General features: G+C 32.1%; 23 protein-coding genes. 1 reads left to right on the top strand and 22 read right to left on the bottom strand.

Going from position 1 to position 23,056, the window contains the following annotated elements; translation table 11 throughout:
- Positions 1 to 8: 8 nt before the first annotated feature.
- The 9 genes from EDD60_RS07785 to aroE all read right to left on the bottom strand — a co-directional run bounded on the left by EDD60_RS07785 (position 9) and on the right by aroE (position 9,705).
- Positions 9 to 2,732 (bottom strand): PRD domain-containing protein, encoded by a 2,724-nt coding sequence (locus EDD60_RS07785; RefSeq protein ID WP_066445850.1) that lies wholly within the window; start codon positions 2,730 to 2,732, stop codon positions 9 to 11.
- Positions 2,733 to 2,972: 240 nt separating this feature from the next.
- A complete protein-coding gene (locus EDD60_RS07780) occupies positions 2,973 to 4,343 on the bottom strand; it encodes an MATE family efflux transporter (RefSeq protein WP_066445853.1) in 1,371 nt (456 codons plus the stop codon).
- Between the two features lie 103 nt (positions 4,344 to 4,446).
- On the bottom strand, positions 4,447 to 5,163 hold the full coding sequence (locus EDD60_RS07775) for a GntR family transcriptional regulator (protein ID WP_066445856.1): 717 nt from the start codon (positions 5,161 to 5,163) through the stop codon (positions 4,447 to 4,449).
- A gap of 76 nt (positions 5,164 to 5,239) precedes the next feature.
- On the bottom strand, positions 5,240 to 5,887 hold the full coding sequence (locus EDD60_RS07770) for an HAD family hydrolase (protein WP_066445858.1): 648 nt from the start codon (positions 5,885 to 5,887) through the stop codon (positions 5,240 to 5,242).
- Between the two features lie 17 nt (positions 5,888 to 5,904).
- Positions 5,905 to 6,870, bottom strand: a complete 966-nt coding sequence (locus EDD60_RS07765) for an SIS domain-containing protein (protein ID WP_066445861.1) — start codon at positions 6,868 to 6,870, stop codon at positions 5,905 to 5,907.
- Between the two features lie 245 nt (positions 6,871 to 7,115).
- Entirely contained in the window at positions 7,116 to 7,781 is a 666-nt protein-coding gene (locus EDD60_RS07760; protein WP_066445863.1) for a TIGR01906 family membrane protein, read from the bottom strand.
- Positions 7,756 to 8,262, bottom strand: a complete 507-nt coding sequence (locus tag EDD60_RS07755; RefSeq protein WP_066445866.1) for a tRNA (cytidine(34)-2'-O)-methyltransferase — start codon at positions 8,260 to 8,262, stop codon at positions 7,756 to 7,758. Before EDD60_RS07755 ends, EDD60_RS07760 begins: the two co-directional genes overlap by 26 nt.
- A 2-nt stretch (positions 8,263 to 8,264) precedes the next feature.
- Positions 8,265 to 8,849 carry an XTP/dITP diphosphatase gene (locus EDD60_RS07750; protein WP_066445869.1) on the bottom strand — a complete coding sequence of 195 codons (585 nt, stop codon included), beginning with the start codon at positions 8,847 to 8,849 and terminating at the stop codon, positions 8,265 to 8,267.
- A 1-nt stretch (position 8,850) separates the two neighbouring features.
- Entirely contained in the window at positions 8,851 to 9,705 is an 855-nt protein-coding gene (aroE, locus tag EDD60_RS07745) for a shikimate dehydrogenase (RefSeq protein WP_082787357.1), read from the bottom strand.
- 163 nt (positions 9,706 to 9,868) lie between these two features.
- Here aroE and EDD60_RS07740 point away from each other — a divergent pair, with 163 nt between their 5' ends.
- A complete protein-coding gene (locus tag EDD60_RS07740; RefSeq protein WP_066445872.1) occupies positions 9,869 to 10,612 on the top strand; it encodes a carbohydrate deacetylase in 744 nt (247 codons plus the stop codon).
- A 30-nt stretch (positions 10,613 to 10,642) separates the two neighbouring features.
- Here EDD60_RS07740 and EDD60_RS07735 read toward each other — a convergent pair whose 3' ends face one another.
- From EDD60_RS07735 to EDD60_RS07675, 13 genes are all read right to left on the bottom strand, one after another.
- Positions 10,643 to 11,218 carry a sugar O-acetyltransferase gene (locus EDD60_RS07735; protein WP_066445875.1) on the bottom strand — a complete coding sequence of 192 codons (576 nt, stop codon included), beginning with the start codon at positions 11,216 to 11,218 and terminating at the stop codon, positions 10,643 to 10,645.
- A complete protein-coding gene (locus tag EDD60_RS07730) occupies positions 11,215 to 11,820 on the bottom strand; it encodes a PTS sugar transporter subunit IIB (protein ID WP_066445877.1) in 606 nt (201 codons plus the stop codon). Before EDD60_RS07730 ends, EDD60_RS07735 begins: the two co-directional genes overlap by 4 nt.
- Positions 11,821 to 12,022: 202 nt before the next feature.
- Complete coding sequence (ascB, locus tag EDD60_RS07725) at positions 12,023 to 13,444, bottom strand: 6-phospho-beta-glucosidase (RefSeq protein ID WP_066445880.1); 1,422 nt, start codon at positions 13,442 to 13,444, stop codon at positions 12,023 to 12,025.
- A gap of 11 nt (positions 13,445 to 13,455) precedes the next feature.
- The gene (locus EDD60_RS07720) at positions 13,456 to 14,454 is read right to left on the bottom strand and encodes a sugar kinase (RefSeq protein ID WP_066445885.1); all 999 of its coding nucleotides are present in this window, start codon (positions 14,452 to 14,454) and stop codon (positions 13,456 to 13,458) included.
- Entirely contained in the window at positions 14,454 to 15,098 is a 645-nt protein-coding gene (locus tag EDD60_RS07715; protein ID WP_066445887.1) for a bifunctional 4-hydroxy-2-oxoglutarate aldolase/2-dehydro-3-deoxy-phosphogluconate aldolase, read from the bottom strand. Before EDD60_RS07715 ends, EDD60_RS07720 begins: the two co-directional genes overlap by 1 nt.
- Positions 15,099 to 15,108: 10 nt before the next feature.
- Entirely contained in the window at positions 15,109 to 16,824 is a 1,716-nt protein-coding gene (gene ilvD / locus EDD60_RS07710) for a dihydroxy-acid dehydratase (protein WP_066445890.1), read from the bottom strand.
- Between the two features lie 14 nt (positions 16,825 to 16,838).
- Entirely contained in the window at positions 16,839 to 17,138 is a 300-nt protein-coding gene (locus EDD60_RS07705) for a PTS sugar transporter subunit IIB (RefSeq protein ID WP_066445893.1), read from the bottom strand.
- A gap of 11 nt (positions 17,139 to 17,149) precedes the next feature.
- Positions 17,150 to 18,586 carry a glycoside hydrolase family 1 protein gene (locus EDD60_RS07700; RefSeq protein ID WP_066445896.1) on the bottom strand — a complete coding sequence of 479 codons (1,437 nt, stop codon included), beginning with the start codon at positions 18,584 to 18,586 and terminating at the stop codon, positions 17,150 to 17,152.
- 4 nt (positions 18,587 to 18,590) lie between these two features.
- Positions 18,591 to 19,625 (bottom strand): mannonate dehydratase, encoded by a 1,035-nt coding sequence (gene uxuA / locus EDD60_RS07695; RefSeq protein ID WP_066445899.1) that lies wholly within the window; start codon positions 19,623 to 19,625, stop codon positions 18,591 to 18,593.
- 15 nt (positions 19,626 to 19,640) lie between these two features.
- Entirely contained in the window at positions 19,641 to 20,396 is a 756-nt protein-coding gene (locus EDD60_RS07690) for an IclR family transcriptional regulator (protein WP_066445907.1), read from the bottom strand.
- 153 nt (positions 20,397 to 20,549) lie between these two features.
- Positions 20,550 to 20,858, bottom strand: coding sequence for a hypothetical protein (locus tag EDD60_RS07685; RefSeq protein WP_066445909.1), 309 nt, complete (start codon positions 20,856 to 20,858; stop codon positions 20,550 to 20,552).
- A 13-nt stretch (positions 20,859 to 20,871) separates the two neighbouring features.
- Positions 20,872 to 21,642 (bottom strand): IclR family transcriptional regulator, encoded by a 771-nt coding sequence (locus EDD60_RS07680; RefSeq protein ID WP_066445911.1) that lies wholly within the window; start codon positions 21,640 to 21,642, stop codon positions 20,872 to 20,874.
- Between the two features lie 51 nt (positions 21,643 to 21,693).
- Positions 21,694 to 23,016 (bottom strand): PTS sugar transporter subunit IIC, encoded by a 1,323-nt coding sequence (locus EDD60_RS07675; RefSeq protein WP_066445913.1) that lies wholly within the window; start codon positions 23,014 to 23,016, stop codon positions 21,694 to 21,696.
- Positions 23,017 to 23,056 lie beyond the last annotated feature (40 nt).

Raw genomic sequence — 23,056 nt, 5'->3', positions numbered from 1 at the left:
CCCCTACTCTATTTTAATTTTGAAACCAGTTCGCCATCTTCAAAGCGTTGTTCATCCGCAGCAATAAATTCATGTAAATAAGCAATTTCACTAGTTGGTATTGTAATATTATAGCGAATTGATAAGTTTTTAAATGCTTCATGAACACATGCGATAAAGGCTTTATTATCTCTTTCAAATCCTTCTAAATCGACATATTCAGTAATGGCTGTTTTCGTGACTAATCTTTCGATTAAACAACATACATGAATATAAATACCAATTAATGTCTTACCACCAAAACGTTTATTTAAGCGATCTTGCAAATCATCTATCGCAAGGGTAACGCTATCTAATAAAACTTTTGGATTAAGGATTGTGAGATATCCAACAACATTTTGTAAAGTAAAATCTTTACGTAAATCATCTAATAATTGATTTAATTGCTTCGGTGCTAAATGTTTAGACAAATGGGAAGTCATTAAATCAATATTATTACCTGATATAATATCTTCTAAGGCAATAAAGACTTGTCCTTCGATATGTGGATTTGCTGTTCCAGTAATAAAGAGGACATTATTACTTTCAAATAATTCATGATGTGGACCACTTGCTACTAATTGATTATAATCACAAACTTCTAAATCAATTGGTATTTGTCCAGGTAAACTGCTTTCAAATAATTCTCTCATTCTTTGAGCCATATGAATGCCACTTTCACTTGTAAATAAGATTGTGTCATTCTTTTGACGATCAATAATTGTATAAGCTGCTTTTGATGACTCACTGACTTTTTCCAAGGTTGTTTGTATATCTTTATCATTTAAGATACAGTTTCCAACATTTAAAGCTAACCTTGTTGAAACATTGTTGATGACACCAACACTACAATTAATTGCTGTACTTAAGCTATTCCCCAGCTGTTCTAAAGATCCCATATCAACCATCACAATGACATCAGCATTATGATTCATACGGTTTAATCTTTCGACAAGTACTTCTTTGATTTCATCAACTGTGACATCTAATGGCATATCCACAGCCTCAAACACATAATTTTCTAATAAGCTATTGACTGCATCAGCAATCGAAGTTGCGGTTGAATAACCATGACAGACAATCATTCCAAAAATATTACGTCTTGCGACTTGAGCATTATAATGATGTAAATAAACAACCATAATAATGAATAAGATATCTGTCATTTGCATTTCTAAATTAGCATTTACTAATCTTGTAATATCTTCTACAATCATTGATTCATACATGAGCTCACTTTTAATATTCAAGATAATTTCATCAATCATTGAACGATGTTCTAGATGATAATTTTGAATTGATGAACTATAAAGTTCACTTATATAAATCAATTTTGCTAATGTACAACAAAATCCACTTGGTAAATTAATATAACGTTTCTTTAAAACTACATCTAAGATATTAGATAAAGAAATTTCTGTTCCTTTGATTCTTTCTGGTGGTATTCTTTGTTTATAAGAAAGATAATCACTCAATAAATCAAAGTTATGTTTACTCTCATTTAATGCAGTTTCTAATCCTTCATATTTATGCAGTGGTTTAATAATACGATCAAAATAATCAAATATAAAATCAATTTCCTCACTCTTTTTGTAAGTTGTTGTATCGATGTATATAACATTTTCATCTGTGACAATTGGCATTGTTTGAAGAAGATGTTCTGGTAAATCATAAGTATGAATAATCACTTCTTTTTTGCCAGCACTTTCTCTTAATGCACTTGCACACATCAATTGGATTGTTGATTGTAAACCTAATAAATTGTTTTCATAATCACCATTGACTAAGGCTCTTAAAACAGCACTTGATATTTTAATGGTTTTCTTCATCTTTAAACCTTCATTTTGAATGAAGTGAATAATGAGTTCTTCTTTTTCTTCTTTGCTCTTATCTTGAAGTTTAGGAACATCTAAAATCAGAGGGATGTTTTTAAGAAGTCTTTCACTCATACAAAGATGAGGATGAATATCACATAAAAGCATATATCGAATATTTTTGTTTTTATATTTGCTTTTACTTGATGATTTGTTTTTGTCCATTTCTAACAAGAGACATAATTGTTCTTGAAATTCATGGGACATATACTGAGCATTGCAAATCATGAAAACTAAGTGATTTGTACTATCAATCAATCCTGGTTGATTGTTTTTGCCAAAGACCTTTGTAAGTAAGGTTTGGCTGTTGGTTGGTGAGAATTCTAATTTGATGAGTTTTGTATCGGCATGAATTGTTCCAATTCGCGCTGCATTCTCATAGATTGTTGTACATAATGTTCTTTTTCCAGTACCCTTCTCTCCATTAAGAATAACTGGCAATCCACAAGGTGGATATTCAAAGCTTTCTCTTAATTGTTTAATTACAATGGCTAATGATTTATCTGAGCCGATTATTTTTGAATAATTCCCCTCTCCAAAAGAATGATTCATAACATATTGTTTGACTTCTTCTAAATCATAAAAATCGTCATCTTGGAAAGTTGTTTTGTAAAGTTCTTCCATTTTCTTACGATGTAAGAAATAAACTGGTCTAGAATTAATTTTCATGACAACTTTCTCTTTAACAAGCTCATTAAGATACTGACTTGCAAGGCTTCTACTTATATGCATTTCATCACTCATTGCTGAAGCGGTAAATGCATTGACTTGGGTAAAGTCGAAAGTTTCTGTCAGATCACTCAAATAGTTCAGTATTAAATCTTTTGTGCTATTTGCCATATTTCTACTTCCTTTCTTGAGATATCTGATTCATCCCTGCCTCACAGCTACAATATATCGTATTATGACATCTTATAACAACAGTGTTGAATTTTTTGACACTTAAACATATAATTGACATATTTTTTATAATCTTCAACACTTTTCAACACATGTCAACACAAAATGATGTCATTTGTAAAAGACAGTCGAATCTACCTTTATTCTACAATAGATTCGACTATTTTTAAATTATTTTTCTTAATTAGAAATAGAGGTCGTTAAATTAACTGCCCATACTCCTGTACGATAACGTCTCATTCCAAAGATAACACGTACGACTTGTTCTAATTGGCAAATCAAGAAAACAAGTGCAATACTTTGAATTTGAAAAAGATGAACACATATAAAGGCAAGCGGAATGCCTACACCCCACATTAAGCCACTATCTAAAAGCGTTAATATCTTTGAATCGCCTCCAGCTCTTAAAGAAGAAAAGACAATGACAATAAAGAAACGTAAAGCTATTCTTAGTGAGAAAACTTTAACAATTAAAACAGCTTCTTCAATCACTTGAGAATTTGTTAAATGAAAGATTGAAACAAGGAAATGTGAGCCCGCAAAAATCAATGCCATTGCTACTGTTGATAAACAAACAGCCATCCCAATAAAATAATTTCCTTCCTCTTTCGCTTTATTTTCATTCCCTGCACCTAATGACATTCCTACAATCGCAGCAACAGCATTAGAAAAACCATTAGCCAAGGCATAGAAAATATCAGATATCTTAGCCCCTACATAATAAGCATCCATAGAGCTTGTTCCCAAAACACCAAACGCTTTGATAAATAATGTTGATCCAAAACCAAAGAATAATTCATTAATAATGATAGCTTGGGTTTTACGCATAATATTTTTAACAAAACGTATATCAAAAGAAAACATTTCAGATAAACTTCCTAAAAAGATTTGATGCGTGCGATAGGCATATATAAAGTGAATACTTACAGCACTCATGTGAGCTAAACATGTTCCTAATGCTGCTCCTTGAATCCCCATCTTTGGCATTCCAAACAAACCAAAGATAAAAATATAGTTGCTGATGACATTGATAATCATTGCCATAATCCCGATAATTAGAGGAATACGTGGTTTATTGATATTTCGATAAACAATATTAAAAGCAAACTCGATTGCTAAAAAAACATAAGAAAACATTGCAATTCTTAAATATAATAAACCATTTTCAATAACCATAGCATCTTGTATATAAAAACCAAGAATCCATTTCCCAAATATTGCTGCTAATAAAAACCAAAACATCCCTGAAATAATCGCTAAGACCAAACTTAATCCAAATGAGCGTTTTAAATTCAACATATCTTTTGCCCCAAAAAACTGAACGGAATAAATTCCCACTCCAGCGGCACAAGCCCATGAAACCGATGTACATAAAGTTTCTATCTGAACGGCAGTTCCAACTGCTGTCACTTGACCAATCCAAGAAACCATTAATGAATCAATAATTCCCATACAACTTGTGACTAATTGTTGTAACCCTAATGGTATAGCAATATAACATGCACGCTTATAAAAAGACTTTGGTCCCATATAATGTCTAATAATATCCATAAAATCCCCCTCTCTCTAGTCCATATTATAATTTCTTTAAACAAAAATAAAAAAAGTGTTTAAAGACTCAACACATAATGAAGAATTCAAACACTTTATTTCTTTATCTGACAAATGAATACTTTTCTCCAACAATATACTGTAAACTATAATGTACTGGATTTCCTTCACTATCACCCATAATTCCATCCATAACAAACAATGGTGCACCAATTGGAACTTGTAACAATCTTACCATATCACCACTTGCAGTTGTTACTGTAATAACTGTTTTTAAAGAACGATCACAAATGATTCCTTTTTTCTCTGCTAATAATTCATACAATGATCCAGTTAATGGTTCATTCATTAAAAAACCATATTTCGCATAAGAATAATAATTATTTTCTATCATCAATGGTTCTCCATCAGCAAGTCTTAATCTTTGGATATAGAGAACTTGATCACGATCACTTAATTTCAAGATATCTTTCATACGTTCATCTAATGGTAGAACTTCTCTTTTTAAGACAATTGAAGAACTTTCCATTCCTGCATTTCTACATGATTCACTAAATCCAACACTATCTTCTAGTGGTCTAAAGAGTTTTGGTTTTGTTGCAAAAGTTCCTTTCCCTTGTTTTTTAATTAAATAACCTTCATCTTCTAATTCAGCCAAGGCATTTCTTACTGTTATACGGCTGACATCGTATTTTTTACATAATTCATGTTCTGAAGGTATTTTTTCACCTTTTTGGATTTCTCCACTTTCAATTAGTCCCTTTATTGTATTTTTTAATTGTAAATATAAGGGGATTGAATTGTTATCATCTAATTTCATTTTTATACCTCACCTATATTTCTCTTATTTTTATTATATCCTTTTTAAAATGAAAAAGCGATAAAATATCTATCGCTTACTCAAATAATTGAATGACATCATGTAATGATGAAACAACTGCTAAGGCTTGATTTTTTTGTGTATCACTAGCAGGAATTAAATCAGGAACCATGATACAAGGAATATTAGCACGATATGCTGCTTCTACACCAACGATTGAATCTTCTAAAACTAAAGCTTTTAAGGGAGTAACATCAAAATGTTGGACGACTTTTTGATAAATTTCAGGATGTGGTTTACGTTTAGTCACTTCATCACCACATAAAAGATAATCAAAGTAGTGTAGTAAATCTAATCTTTCAAGTCTTTCTATTGTTAAATTTCTATCAGTTGCAGTCGCAACTGCACGAGGGATATCTAATTGTACTAAGAGTTCTAATAATTCATAAATTCCTGGTTTTGGATCAATATGTTCATTTAGTAATTGTCTGCCATAGACACGTGCTTCATCTAAAATCATCTCTGGACTGGCCAAGTCTTTTAAATCATTTCTTACAATATCTTCAACTTCCTTACCGTTTCTGCCTACACATTTTAAGAAAGTTGTTTCCCCAAGATCATTGATTCCATGTTTTAAACCAACTTCTTGCCAAGCTTTTTGCCATCTTGCTTCAGTATCTAGCATTAAGCCATCTACATCAAAAATAACGAGTTCTGGACGCATTCATTTTTCCCCTTTTATTAGTATTCTAATTTCCACATATATCTACGTTTTGTAAGTGGGTGATTTCTCACGATTGCTAATTGTTCTGCATAAATTCTTAAGACAGCTGAGATAACCATTGGACTGAAGTATTCTGCAACACCTGGTAATAATGAACCAAGTCCAAAGTCTTTAGCATCAATGACTGTTGTTTTTGCATCAAATCTTTCAAGGAAAGTTAAAGCTCTTGAATCCATAGCACGAGTACGTCCATCATTCATTAATAAGATAAATGGAACGTTTTTATCAGTAATTTCAAATGGTCCATGGAAGAATTCACCATCATGGAATGATCCTGAGTTCATCCATTGCATTTCCATTAATAAACAAATTGAGAATGAATAAGCAACTTTATGAGTAGCTCCTGATGACATTACATAAATCACTTCATCATCTTTATAGCTATCAGCAAAAGCTTTTGCTTCTGGTAATACACTCTTAACAGCTTCATCAATAATTCCATAGATACTATTGCATCCATTAACCATTGCATCATATGTTTCAAATCCTTCATATTGATTTAAAATTTCTACAGCAATTAATAAAGCTTTATTCATCTTATCCATTTTTGCTGAGTAACTACCTTCCCAGTTATGAACAACTAAATAATGACAAGCTTTCGCTAATGGTGATTCTCCATTGTTTGTAATCGCAATGACAGCAGCACCTTTTTCCATTGCAAGTTTAGATGCTGCAACTGTTTCAGGAGTTGTTCCTCCAAGTGAACAAGTCACAACAATAGCATCTTCATTTAATCCTTTTGGTGTTGCATAGTTAAATTCATTAGCAGTATATAAAGCAATACGTAAAGCTTTAGCATTTGCTTCTAAAAAATATTTGGCTGGATATAATTCAGCTTGTGATGCTCCACATCCTACATAATAAACAGATTTTACATTTGGTTTTTCTTTTTTAATTGTTGCAATAATGTCTTTAATTTCCATCTTTTTCTCTCCTCTACTTGTTTTATTACATCTTATAACAACTTTACAAACATAATATAACATCTTATTACAAGTTAGTCAACATCAAAATGCAAAAAATGTCAAAATAAAAAACATAGATTTTTTAATCTATGCCTTTCATATTATTGATTTCCCAAATCTTTAACAAGAAATTCTATAGTTTCTTCTTTTAAAACACCATTTTTTCTATGCTTAACCATTAAGTGAGATAATCTTTTTTTCATCTATTCACTTATTTCTTCAAGAATCAGATTTCGTTTTTTTCTATATATGAGATACATAATCAGACTAATCACAACTACAATTACAATAATCATCATAAAACAATGCATAAAGAAACTCTCTGGTAAAATAGTAATCACTGGATCCGTTGTATAATCAAATATCCAATAATCATTACGGAAAAAGATTTTATGAAATATCACAAAAGCCTGATCAAAATCAAGTGCTGCTAAAAAACCTATAACTGTTGGTATCCCTATAGAAAACATCGGTGTTAATCGTAAGAAACGATATTCTTTTTGTTTGACATTTTGATAAATCATAACCAAAGATATTCCTCCACTTACAACAAACAAGATTTGAATCATATCAAAAATTCTTTTAACTTCTTCAAAATGAATACGTCCTGTTGTTGACATTACAAAATCAGGTAATTGTAATGTTCCTTGAAAAAAGATACTTTGATATTGAATCAAAACATCATAATTTTCCTTAATTAACTGTTTAGGTAAACCTGTATTTTTAGCAATATTTAAATAATCAATATCAAAATAATACAATTGTTTAAAAAAGACTGTCACTATCACAGCAAAACAAATAATACATAAAGTTAATAATAAAGCTAAAATAATATCTCTAGCTCTATTCTTGGTAAATAAAGTCTTCACCTTTTTGAACCTCTACTTTAGATAATTTTGGATAATCTTGTTGACGTAATGCTTCATAAATACCAATTGCTACACAGTTAGAAAGATTAAGACTTCTTGCATTTCCATCCATTGGAATACGCACACATTCATCTAAATGATCTTTTAAAATATCATGGGGGATTCCATCATGTTCATGTCCAAATAATAAATATTGATCATTGTTTGAAACATAGCTTTGATCTGTATAACAAAGTTTAGAATAACGTGTAAAGAAGTGAAAATCTCCTTGGTTTTTAGAAATAAAATCTTCCCAGTTTTCATAGATTTCCATTTGTAAATCTTTAATATAATCTAATCCTGCTCTTTTCATATGTTTATCATCTAATGAAAATCCCATTGGTTTAATAATATGTAATTTAGAATGAGTAGCAACACATGTACGCATGATATTTCCTGTATTTTGAGGAATTGCTGGATGTACTAAAACAATATGATTCATACTTATTTCTCCTTTAATATTTGATATAGTTTTTTAAGTGCCTTAGCACGATGTGAGTATTGATTTTTTTCTTCTAATGATAACTGTGCTGATGTTTTTTTTAATTCTGGTACATAAAAAATTGGATCATAACCAAAACCATTTTCTCCTTCAATATGATCATAGATTTCCCCATCAAAGTATTCTTCAATCAAGATAGGTTCTTCATCAGGAATACAAAGAGCCATCGCACAAACAAATCGTGCTCCTCTTTCTTTTCCTTTTACTGCATCTATAATATATTGATTCTTGATATCATAACTTGTATCATGACCCATAAAACGTGCAGAATAAATACCTGGTGCTCCATCCATTGCATCAACTTCTAACCCAGAATCATCGGCTAATGTTGGTTTATCAATCATTTCACAAATTGTTTGAGCTTTAATTAAGGCATTTTCTTGAAATGTTTGACCATTTTCTTCAATCTCAATTTCTTCTTCAAAAACATCTTTAATTGATTTGACATCAATTCCTATTTCACTTAACATTGCACGAATTTCTTTAATTTTTCCTTCATTTGTCGAAGCAACAATAATTTCTTTCATACTATTCCTCCATTTCTAAAGCTTTCTTAACTTCTAATATAGGCATTACCTGTCCAGTCCAAAACTCAAAAGATACAGCTCCTTGATATAAAATCATTCCTTCACCATTCATATAATCCAATCCCTTATCTTTTGCCATTTCTAATAGTTTTGTTTTTTTAGGATTATAAATAATATCAGCTATCTTTAATCCTTGATGCAAATAAGAATCATCTTCAATCAAACATCCATCGACATTTGGACTCATTCCAACATTCGTTGTCTGAACCAACAAATACGCATCCTTTAAATCATTCTTTAAAGCCTCTTGATCACTTAAAGACTTCAAAACAATCGGACAAGATAACTTCTCATTCAATTCCCTTATAAACGGTTTATCACTTCGATTATAGACAACAATTTCTCTAGCCTGTTCCTTAGCAAGTGAAACAATAATCGCACAAGCAGCTCCTCCTGCTCCTAACACAACAATCTTTTCATCTTTAATATGCCAATTCTTCTCAAAACATGCTTTTATAAAACCTTGTCCATCACTAATATGCCCAATCAAACGTCCATTCTCATTTTTAACTGTATTCACAGCCTGACAAAGCTTTGCTTCTTCAGTTAATTCATCTAAATAATCCATAATCTTTAATTTATAAGGCATAGAAACATTAAACCCTTTTATATTCAATGTTTTAACACTTGTTATAAAATCACCTAAATGCTCATCAGTAACTTCAAAAGCCAAATAAACATCATTAATTCCAAGTGTTTGAAATGCTGTGTTATGCATCATTGGAGAAAAAGAATGTTTAATCGGATGAGCAACAATACCATATAATCCAGTATAACCAGTAATTGTATTCTTCATTAAAAGACCACCTTCTTTCTATTCTTCTCTATTATATAGCAATATGTTGCATAGACAAAGTAAAAATATTCCACTCAGTTAATTTATTTTTAGAATCTGAAAATAATTTCCTTTTTATCTAATAAGTTTGTATAATAGATGTGTAATACGGGAGGACAATACAATGATAAAAAAATTAATTATGAATGCTGATGATTTTGGCATGACACAAGGAAATTCAATTGGAATTTTAATGGCTCATGCACAAGGAATTTTAACATCTACAACTTGTATGATGAATATGCCTTATGCTGAATTTGCTCTAAAGGAAGCTGAAAAATTCCCTCATCTAGGAGTAGGAATTCATTTTGTATTAACTGTTGGTAGACCTTTAGTTGAAGGAGCAAAATCTTATACAGATAAAGATGGAAACTTCATTAGACCTAAAGATTATCCTGATGGACAACCTCATGCTGATAAAGATGAACTCTATACAGAATGGAAAGCACAAATGGAAAAATTTATTGCGATTACTGGTCATAAACCAACGCATATAGATTCACATCATCATGTTCATTTACTACCTTGGCATCAAGAAGTAGCAATCAGATTAGCTAAAGAATATGATTTACCAATGCGTCAAAGAGATCAAATCTTAGATACATATGAATATATTCGTTGTGATGATCGTATGTATGGCGATGATGCTAATTATGACTTTGTAACTCAAGCTTTTAGTGTTGATGAAGAAGCTTTAGAATTTATGTGTCATCCAGCATATATCGATCAAAGATTATATGATATGACAAGTTATTGTTTACCAAGAATGAAAGAATTAGAATTAATTTTATCTCCTGAAATCAGAAAATTCATTGAAGATAACAACATTGAATTAATTAATTTCTCAAATGTAAAAAAAATCAAATAAAAAAAGCATCTCATCGTGAGATGTTTTTTTCTACCAATTTTTATGAACATCCTCTTTAGTAATAGAACGAACAACTTCACAAGGATTCCCCACAGCAATCACATATGGTGGAATATCATGAGTCACAACACTCCCTGCTCCAATAATCGCTCCTTGATTAATTTTTACTCCAGGTAAAATTGTTACATTTCCACCAATCCAGACATTATCATATATCTTCACAGGCTTAGCATATTCTAAGCCTTTTATTCTTTGAACTTCATTATAAGGATGACTCGCTGTATAAATATTGACATTAGGGCCAAGGATCACATTATCCCCGATACTAACTCCACCCTGATCTAAAATCGTTAAATTAACATCACTATAGAAATTAAGACCAATTGTAATATTATAGCCATAACTACAATAAAAAGGTTGTTCAATACATAATTCACCTTTACAATTTAACAATTTCTTTAAAATCAAATCTCGACTATCCTTATCCATTGGAGATACTCGATTATACTCATAAAGCATTCCCTTACAAAATTCTCTATCTTGATAAAGCTCTCGGCTATATGCTTGATACAAATGTCCATTTAACATCTTTTCCTTTTCACTCATGACTTGACCTCACTTTTACAATACTTTTCTATTTGTTCTAATAAACCATGACAATGATAAGTTGCAAAGACACTTGGTTCAATGCTTTGAACTTTGATTGGTTTTAGTTTTTGTGATAATTGAGCTTCTTTATATCTTAATTGAGGAGCAATTAAGATTAAATCATATTTTTGATAAATACTTTCTAAATTATAGACAGCTGTTGCCTGGATATCATAAGGAAGTTTGTTTAATTCACAATATTGATTCATCTTTTCAGCAAAATATCCTGTTGTCATTCCTCCACTACAACATAAAAGAATATGTTTTTTACTAACTGTTTCTTCAGTTAATTTATCAATCATACGATAAAATAAATCTGTTGCATAATGAAAATTATAAAACTGGTAATGCAAATAAAATAACAATTCTTCTCCTTCACTAATCGCTTCTTCAATAATTCCAATTGGCCAAACAACAAATCTAGCAACTTTATTATGATAAAAAATCTTAAACGTTCGTTTATCATATTTTTCAATTATGAGACGTGGATCATTTTGGACTTGAAAATAAACCCATTTTCTAAAGACTTCAATATTTTCAATACGATAGAACTTATCCATATATCCTCATCCCCTCTTTTGTTATTATACTAAATTTTATAACAAAAATAAATCAAAGTCTTAGATTCTCTGTTTTTTAACCCTTTATTATCATTTAAATCCCTCAAACTAAAAGGATTAATACCTGCACAATACAGGAATTAATCCTTATTCACTGTTTAACAAAGAAACCACTAAAATTGCTTTGATAAACATAACTTTCTTAATCTAATACTTCTCCATTACTTTCAATAACTTTTTTATACCAATCAAATGATTTCTTTTTTCTTCTTTCAAGTGTTCCATTTCCTTGGTCATCTTTATCCACATAAATAAATCCATAACGTTTACTCATTTCACCAGTTGATGCAGCAACTAAATCTATACAACCCCAAGTTGTATAACCCATTAAATCAACACCATCTTCAATAGCATCTTTCATAGCCTTGATATGTTCTCTTAAATAATCAATACGATAATCATCCTGAATCGTACCATCTTCTTCAATTTTATCTTTAGCACCTAATCCATTTTCAACAATGAACAATGGCTTTTGATAACGATCATATAAAGCATTTAAAGTAATTCTTAATCCTAATGGATCAATTTGCCAACCCCAGTCACTTGTCTTTAAATATGGATTCTTAACTGATTTCACAACATTTCCATCAGTCATTCCCATTTTTGAATTTGCGCTAGCACAACGTGATTGATAATAACTAAAAGAAATAAAATCAACTGGATATTGTCTTAAAATCTCCTCATCACCTTGACAAATATTTAAATGAATATCTTTTTCTTTAAATACCCGTTTAGCATAACTTGGATAATATCCTCTTGCTTGAACATCAATAAACATTAAATTTTCACGATCTTTATTCATAGCCATCCAAACATCTTTAGGATCACAACTATAAGGATAAAATTGTCCTCCAGCTAACATACAACCAACTTTATTTTCTGGATTGATTTGATGAGCTAATTTTGTTGCTAATGCACTTGCGACTAATTCATGATGAGCCGCTTGATATTTAACTTGTTCCCTATTTTCTCCTGCTTTAAAACTAATACCAGCCCCAGAAAAAGGAGAATGTAATAAAATATTAATTTCATTAAATGTTAACCAATATTTAACCAAACCATCAAATCTTTCAAAACATACTTTTGCATATTTGACAAAACAATCAATCATTTCACGACTTTTCCATGAATCATATTTTCTAACGAGACCCATTGGTACATCAAAATGACATAAAGTGACTAATGGTTCAATACCATATTTTTGACATTCTTTAAACATATCTGTATAAAAAGCAATTCCTGCTTCATTAGGTTCTAATTCATCACCATTAGGAAAAATTCTTGCCCAAGAAATAGAAGTACGGAATGTTTTAAATCCCATCTGAGCAAATAATTGGATATCTTCTTTATAATGATGATAAAAATCAATAGCCTCATGACTTGGATAATTTTCCCCTTCAATCAATTCAACAGGATACATATCACCAAGTTTCACATACATTCTTTTTTCCCCATGAGGAATCATATCTACGGTTGTTAAACCTTTACCATCCTCAAGATATGCCCCTTCAGCTTGATTCGCAGCAATAGCTCCACCCCATAAAAAATCTTTAGGAAATCCCATAATCTTCTCCTTTATCTATTAATTCTTGAAGTCCCTGACTCCATAAAGTTCTCAATTTCTTCTACACTAAATGTATTCGCATCACCATGAATTGTATGCTTTAAGACTGATGCACAACAACCAAATTCCAAACTATACTTTAAATCCTTACCATTTAATAAACCATATAACAATCCAGATAAGTAGGCATCTCCTCCACCAACCCGATCAACAATATCATCAATATGATAAGTCTTTGATACATACAGCTTATCACTATACAGATACCCCGTTAAATCATTAACACTCGTAGAAAGAATATCCCGTCTGGTTGAAGTTATATATTTTAAATGTGGATAAATTTCTTTCATCCTCATATAAACTTCATTCAATCGTTCTTCAAAGCTTTCTTTATCACTTGTGATACCTAAAAAGTTTTGAGCATCCAGATATCCGGCTGAAAGAATATCCACATAAGGTAGAATTTCTTTCAAAGCTGCCCCAGCTTCTTCTATTGACCACATCTTTGCCCGATAGTTACTGTCATATACGACAGTAATCTTATTTCCTCGGCAATATCTGAGCATTTCTATGATAGCTTCTCTAACACTCTGATTGAGAGCTGCTGTGATTCCTGAGACAACAAAGACATCCACATCCAAAAACAATTCTTCTAGTTTAATATCATTCAAGGAAAATGAAGTCATTGCACTGTACTGACGATCATAAATGACCTGACTGCTTCTATTGCCACTTCCATTTTCTAGAAAGTAACTTCCTATACGCATATCATTTCGGATAATCTTTGTTGTATCAACACCAAATCTTTTCAAGAAAGAAATGACTGCATCACCCAAGGCATGATGTGGCAGCTTTGTCAACAAAGTTGTTTCAAAACCAAACTGTGCCAGGCTTACGGCAATATTGGTCTCACTTCCACCAACATGAACCTGAAAATCAAGTTCACTTATGCGATGTCCTTTCTGCGTTGAATAGCGCAGTAAGGTCTCACCCATACACAGGACTTTCATTATTGTCTCGCCTCGCTTGCTTTCTTGACATATTCAGACGCTATTCTTGTGATTTCTTCAAATTGTCCTGCTTCTCCTAGCTTATTCAATTCACCACCAACGCCAATCGCATCTACACCTGCCTTGAACCACTGATCAAGATTATCCAATTTCACTCCCCCAGTAACCATTAATGAGACTTGTGGAAGTGGTGCCTTGATAGCTCCAACATATCCAGGTCCAAATGCACTACCAGGGAACAGCTTGATGATTTCACTACCTGCTTCCATTGCTGTGACGATTTCCTTAATAGTCATGCATCCTGGAATATAAGGAATTCCATAACGATTACATAGAACAGCTGTATCATAATCAAATGATGGTGAGACGATATATTTTGCTCCAGCAAGAATTGCCATTCTAGCAGTTGGGGCATCCAAAACAGTTCCTGCTCCAATGCAGACTTCTTTATGATCCTTATACATTTCAGATAGCTGCTTGATAATCTCTGAAGCATTGGCATTTGTATAGGCCATCTCAATTGCTGTTAGTCCTCCAGCAATACATGCTTTCGAGATACCGATTCCTTCTTCTAAGCTGTTACCTCTAATAACAGCAACAACTCCTTGTTTCTTTAATTCCATGATAATTTCTGATTTTTTCATATTCATCCTCCTACTCCATATATCCACCTTTCATTGGTGAAACGGCATGTTTGGTATACATTGCCATGACTCCTTTTGAATATTTAGCCTTCTTAGGCTGCCATTTTTCTTTTCTTTCCTGTAAAACCTTATCCACGAGATTCAATGGTGTTCGTTTGCCAGCAATTCCAACAATATTCAAGGTACGATTTTTGGCACTTATTTCAATCAGGTCGCCATCTTCCACAAGAGCAATCGGTCCTCCACTTGCTGCCTCTGGAGAAATATGTCCAATTGCTGGTCCCTTGCTAGCTCCAGAAAAACGTCCATCAGTCAGTAAGGCAATCGATGCCGACAACTCTGGATCACTGGAAATGGCTTCAGTCGTATAGAACATCTCAGGCATTCCACTTCCCTTAGGTCCTTCATAGCGAATAAAGACCGCTTCTCCAGGATTGATTCTATGTTTAAGGATTGCATCAATAGCATCTTCCTCACAGTCAAAGACACGCGCTGATAGCACGACTTCCTTCATGGCCTCTGGAACTGCTGAATGTTTGACCACTGCCCCTTCTGGTGCTAAGTTTCCTTTTAAGATAGCTATGGCTCCTTCTTCATTGAGTGGCTTTGAAGCAGGTAAGATGATATCTTCTCGTTTGACATGTACTTCTTTTAGATGAGCAAAGCATCTTTCATAGTAACCATTCTTCTTCAGTTCCTCTAAATTCTCACCTAGAGTTTTTCCTGTTACAGTCATGACATCTAGGTGCAGATGATCCTTGATAGCCTCCATAATTGCAGGTGTTCCTCCTGCATAGTAGTAATACTGAGCAGGATAGAAACCACTTGGTCGTAGATTAAGAATATAAGGAATCGTACGATGGATACGATCGAAGTCCTCACCAGTCAATTCTATCCCAGCTTCATGAGCAATGGCTGGTAAATGCAATAAGGCATTCGTTGACCCAGCAATAGCTGCATGTACCATAATTGCATTCTCAAAAGCTTCTTTTGTTAAAATATCAGAAGGCTTGATGTTTCTTTCAACCAAGAATCGGATATGTCCTCCAATATTTTTGGCAACATCCTTGAGTTCCTGACTTGTTGCAGGCAACAATGAAGTGCCAGGTAATGCCAAGCCCAATGCTTCAGACATAATCTGCATCGTTGTTGCCGTTCCAATAAAGCTGCAAGCTCCACAGCTTGGACAGGCATTATGCTTATAATAGTTAAACTCATCCAATGTAATCTCTCCACGTTGATATTGAGCAGAGTATTTTCCAATCTGTTCAAGCGTCAACAAATCAGGTCCAGCATTCATAACCCCACCAGGAATGATAATAGATGGTGCATTCAATCTGGCAATAGCCTTTAAATGCGCAGGTACTGCTTTATCACAGCTTGACAGGAAAACACAGCCATCAAATGGTGTTGCTTCATATTGAATCTCAATCATATTAGTCATCATCTCACGTGAACACAAAGAATAATTAATTCCATCATGTCCCTGTGCTTCTCCATCACACATATCTGTCGCATAGTATTTAGCACCCTTAGCATTAACTTTCTGCAGACTTTCTTCAACATAACCAACCAATTCATTTAAATGAGCACTTCCTGGATGAGAATCACCATAGGTACTTTCAATAAAAATCTGCATCTTATCCAGATCCTCTACCTTCCATCCTGTTCCAATTCTAAGTGGATCTAACTCTGGGGCTAACTCTCTCAATTCTTGGCTTTTCATAACAATCATCCTTTCTATTTTTCTAATGCTGCTAAAACATGTTTTAAAACTTTTTCTCCATTCATCATTCCATAATCACGCATATCAATCACTTCAACAACCTTATCAGGATATAATGATTGAATATTCTTAAATTGAAAACGCACTTGTGGTCCTAAAAGAATTGCATCAGCATCTTGTCCATAAGCTTCTACTTCAGCTACTGGATGAGCTTCAATTTTCAATTCAAGTCCTTGTTTCTTTGCTGCTTCTAACATACGTGTAACTAACAAACTTGTTGACATTCCTGCCGAACATACTAATAAAATATTCATATTATTGTCTCCTATTTATATTCATTTTCTTCATCTTCAATTTCAAACTCTCTTGTTTGAATAATATCTTTATAGAAATAAGCTGATTTCTTTAAATGTCTGTTACGATTATCTTCTAAATCAATCTCAACCAATCCATAACGATTCTTAAAAGCATTCATTGGTGAAACATTATCAGTAAACGCCCATAACATATAACCTTTACAATTTGAACCTTCTTCAATTCCACGAATCAACCAATCTAAATGCATTTTTATAAATTCAATACGATAATCATCTTGAATCATTCCAGTTTCATCTTTATATTGTTTTTCGTTTTCAACACCCATACCACTTTCAGCAATAAACCATTCAAAATTATCATATTGATTTTTCATACGCATAGCCATATCATACATGATACGTGGATAAATTTCCCAACCACGATGAGGATTCATTTTCTTACCAGGCATATTGAAATCTTCATAATAAAAATCTGGATGGAATGGCGCATCAGGGTGAACAAGTGTTGTACGTCCTTTGACACGATTTGGATGATATAAGTTAATTCCTACCCAATCTAAGGTATTATTTTGGATAATGTCTAATTCTTCTTTCGTATAATCCATTAAAATATTATGTTTCTTTAATAACTCAAAGAATCCTTCTTCATAATGTCCTTTAATAGCCGGATCTAAGAAAACACGATTATAGAATAAATCATACTTATCAGCTGCTTCTAAATCTCTTGGATTATTTCCTCTTGGATAAGCTGTTTCTACATTAATAATCGTTCCAAACTTACCACCTTCTATGCGATAGCCACCTTCTTTATAAACTTTCATGACCATATTTGTTGCTAATGCTTTATTATAATTCCATTGCATCCAAGCTTGACTATCTTGATAAAATGGATAACGCAAAGCATCTAAATGGATTCTTGTTTGAACGACCACTGGCTCATTAAAAGCAAACCAATATTTGACTTTATGACCAAATCTTTCAAAAGCTTTTCTAGCATATTTAACAAATAATTCTACAACATGTTTACTTGCAAAACCATCATACTTTTCAAATAATTCTCTTGGTATTTCATAATGTTCTAAACAAACCATTGGTTCAATACCTTGAGCAATCATCTCATCTAACATTTTATCATAATAAGCTGCATAATCTTCATCAACAACTACATTTTCATAATCTGTTAAAAATCTTGACCAATTCAATGATGTTCGATAACAGTTCATTCCAATATCTTTCATATAGCCAATATCTTCTTGATAACGATGATAATAATCTGTTGCGATAGCTGGACCATAACCATTATGCCAAACATTTTTATTCTCTTTATACCATAAATCAATATACGAATCCTGATGTTCTTTTTTACCAAACCAACCTTCAGTTTGCCAGGCACTTGCAGCAGCCCCTAAGAAAAAATCATCAGGCAATTTCACAGTTTTTTTCATTTTTCTATTTTCCTTTCAAAGCATCAATAATCCCACCAAGATACATTGCCCCTAAGGCACGATCATACAATCCATATCCTGGTTTTCCTGTTTCACCCCAAATCATTCGTCCATGATCAGGTCTTATATAACCATCAAAGCCTGTTTCAATATAGGCTTTCATCATTTCTACCATATCTAATGAACCACAAGAAGAATAGTGAGCACTTTCTTCAAATGAACCATCTTCTAAGATTTTAATATTACGGACATGAGCAAAATGGATTCTTTTTTGTTTTCCATATTTTCTAATCAAATGAGGCATATCATTAAATGTTGCACACCCAAGTGAACCACTACATAATGTCAATCCATGATGAGTATCATCATATAAACTCAAAAAACGATCTAAGTTTTCTTCATTTGTCACAATTCTAGGAATCCCAAAAATAGACCAAGGTGGATCATCTGGATGGATTGCCATATTGACATCACAAGAAGATGCAACCGGAATGATTTCTTCAATAAAATATTGAAGATTCTTCCATAAACCTTCTTCTCCTAATTGTTGATAGGCTTCAATCAGTTCAGTAACTTCTTCTGGAGAATAAGACGCATCCCATCCTGGTAATGTTAATTTTGTTGGATCTAACTTATCAACTTCATTCTTATAATAAACAAGAGCTTGAGAACCATCTTCTAAAAGATGATCAATAGAAGATCTTGTCCAATCAAAGACAGGCATAAAATTATAACAAATACATTTAATCCCACACTTTGATAAGTTCTTAATAGTTTGTTTATAATTATCAATATATCTTTGATAATCACCACGTTTTAACTTAATATCTTCATGAACAGGAACACTTTCAATGACTTCAAGTTCCAATCCCGCTTGATTTACAACTTCCTTTAATTCTTGAATCCTTTCCAGTGGCCAGACTTCTCCCACTGGAATATCATAGATAGCACTGACAACTCCTGTCACATTTGGAATTTGTTTAATATATGTCAAAGTCACAGGATCATCTTGTCCATACCATCGAAATGTCATCTTCATTTTATACCTCCTCACCTAACAATGACCAAGTTTTGCTGATATACGATCAGCTACTGCTTTAACCAATACACCTAAATCATCTAAATTAACTTGACTTTCATAAAAACCAACACAACTAATAGAAGCAACAACTTGTCCGGTATGATCGAAAATTGGTGCTGCCGCAGCAATTTGTTGCAACGTATTCTCACGATCATCCTTAGCATAACCTTTTTGTTTAACTTCTTCTAATTCTTTTAAATATTCATCAGGTGATGTAATTGTATGTTGAGTATATGAAATAAAATCTGTTTTCGCGATAGCTTCTTCAATTTCTTCTTTAGAAGCAAAAGCAATCATTGCTTTTCCTAAAGCCGCACAGTGAATAGAACGTCGTGTTCCAATATTAGCAGTCGTAATAATACTTCGCTCTGATTCATATTTATAAATATACGTCACCATATTATCATCAAGAATAGCCATAAATGTTGTGGCTTGCATCTTATTTGCAAAATCTATTAAATCATTTCTTGCAATATTAACTAAATCAATATCATTAATATAACTACTTCCAATAAGAAATGATTGTAATCCTATTTTATATCTTGTAACACCACTTTGATTATCTTCTAAAACCATGTTTTTAAAAACTAAAGTTTTCATTATATCGAATATACTTGATTTGGGAGAATCTAAAACAGTCGACAATTGTGTTAAAGTATAACCTTCTTTACTTTTAGATAATAATTCTAATATATCTATAGCCCTCATAAGGGTACGGTTCAATTTCATAAATTATCACGCTTCCTTCCTTTTTGTCTGTATTTACGAATAGCATTCGTAATAATGCTTTATCTATAATATACTTACTTTTCTTTTCATTTACAATCTATTTCCATGATTTGTAAATGAATTTTAGGGAAGCCTATCTCTTTTATCATGATTTTAAAAAATATTTAATCTTTCTAATTGTAATAAGATAAAAATAATAAGTATTGCACTTGCTACAAATGATTGAGCTAATTTTTCAATATGTGTAAATTCAGACTTTGTACACCAAATCCGATACAAGGCATATGGTGGAAAAAGAACATTAAAGATATAAGTGATTATTTTATACTTGGTAAAAGTTTTTACTTGATGAGGATCTGGTTTATTGATTTGTTCACGAAGTTCAATAATATGTTTTTGTCGATCACTTAAACCATCCATTCGTTTTCTTTTATCTTCTCTTTTTTCAACTTTAGTCGCCATAATGATTTTCCTTTCATATCTTTTCTTCTACATAACCTAATTCCTTAGAAATTTGTAAAGCACTGTTTTTCACAAATTTTGATAATTCTTCAATATCTAATTGTTTCGAATAACTATTCACTAAACTAATAGCTGCAATAATTTTTTTGTTATGGTTAAATATTGGAGCTGCAACACAGATTTGAAAAAGCGTATCTTCACGATTATCAACTGCATAACCTTGTTGTTTAACTTTTTCTAATTCTTGTAAATATTTTGGAATAGATGTAATTGTGTATTGAGTATGAGCAATAAATTGTGTTGTTTGTAAAGCTTGATTAACGATTTGTTCATTTTTTTGAAAAGCCATTAGGACTTTTCCTAAAGCTGTACAATGTATTGACTTCCTTGAACCTAAGTTGGCAGTTGTGATTTGGCTTTTGGGCGATTCACATTTATATAAATAAGTCACCATTCCTTCATCAAGAACAGCAAGAAAAGTCGTTGCGTGGAATTCTTTTGATAAAGGGATTAAATACTTTTTAGCAATATTCACAAGATCAAATCGTTCTAAACTATGACTTCCCACAATAAAAGAATGAATCCCCATACTATACTTAATCTTTCCACCGACTTGATTTTCAACAATCATATTCTTATATAATAAGGTTTTTAAAATATCAAAAACACTTGATTTTGGAATATCTAAAGCTTGAGCTATTTCTAAAAGCGAAACTCCATCTTGACTTTTAGCAATATATTCTAATATTTCAATTGTTCGTAAAGCCGTTCTGTTAACTTTCAAAAAATTCACTCCTTTTTAAATGCCCAAAAGCCGCAATAAGCGGCTTCGACATTAGGCTTCTGTACTGTCAATTTTTTGCTTATTAGCAATCATTACAAATGGTGCATATACAACAATTGTAATGACAATACATAATAATTGAGTTATTACTGTACCAATACTTCCTCCTGAAGCAATCCAAGCATTTAATAATGGTGGAGTTGTCCAAGGGAACGCATAGATTAAAATATCTGCAAAACCAATAACTGTCATCATATAACCAAATGCCATAGTTATTAATGGAGTAATAATAAATGGAATCATTAATAATGGGTTTAACATAATTGGTAAACCAAAGTGTAATGTTTCTGAGATATTGAATACATTTGGAGCAATTGATAACTTAGCAACTTGTTTATAATCTTCACGTTTAGAGAATAATAAACACGCGATTAATAAACCAATGACACATCCTGATCCACCAATATTTCCATATGTATCCCAAAATGACATAGACACAATATTTAAATCAGCTGGATTGTAATTTGGTTGTGAAACAATTTCTGTATTTGCTAAAATAGCAGCATTCAATAATGGATCACGAATAGGTTTAATAATTTGATTCCCATGAATCCCTACACACCAGAAAATTTGAGCAACAAACATCAATAACATAACTCCTGGTAAACCTTGAACTACAGCTTGTAATGGTTCTTGAACAAATGCATAAATAATATCATATAAACTTAAACCAATAACTTGAACAGCTGTAAAGTTAATAGCTGCACAAATAATCACTGTTAACATAAATGGAAATAAGTTATTAAAACTATTTGTAACATTTGGTGGAACTGAATCAGGCATATGAATTTTTAACAATTCACTTTTTCTAAGAACCGTAAACAATTCCACTGAAACTAGCGCAACAATCATTCCTAAGAACAATCCTCTTGCAGCTGTGTAATCTTTTGCAAGACCAGCAACAGTCACTGTTTCTTCCCCAACTGTTGCAACAATATTTGTACTTAAACAAGCTACAAAGCAGCATAAAGAAACAACTCCTGGCATAAATCCTTTAATGCCATTTTTCAATCCTAATTCCAAACCGATTAAAACAACTGCAGCAACCGTAAAGAAATTAAGTGTTGCATAGTTAGCCGCAGTAAATAAATCTGTAAACATTTCTAGCCAAGCAAAACCTCCGACTTTTGCTAAGCTGATTCCATCAGTTGTTGTTGAACAAACAACATTAACAACCAATGTACAGAATGCACCAGTAATAATGACTGGCATTAATGTAGTAAATGCTGTTTTAATAGCATACATGTGTTTCTGATTACTAATCTTATTAGCAACCATTAACATTTTTTCAGTAAGAGCATCTGAAATATTCATCGCAATTTTTCCCTCCTTCGTATTTGCGAACCTTGTTCCT

It is taken from the genome of Longibaculum muris, from assembly GCF_004343035.1.
Classification (GTDB): Bacteria; Bacillota_I; Bacilli_A; order Erysipelotrichales; family Coprobacillaceae; genus Longibaculum; species Longibaculum muris.
The sequence above is the reverse complement of the archived record's forward strand: the minus strand, read 5'-3'. Positions and strand labels throughout refer to the sequence as shown.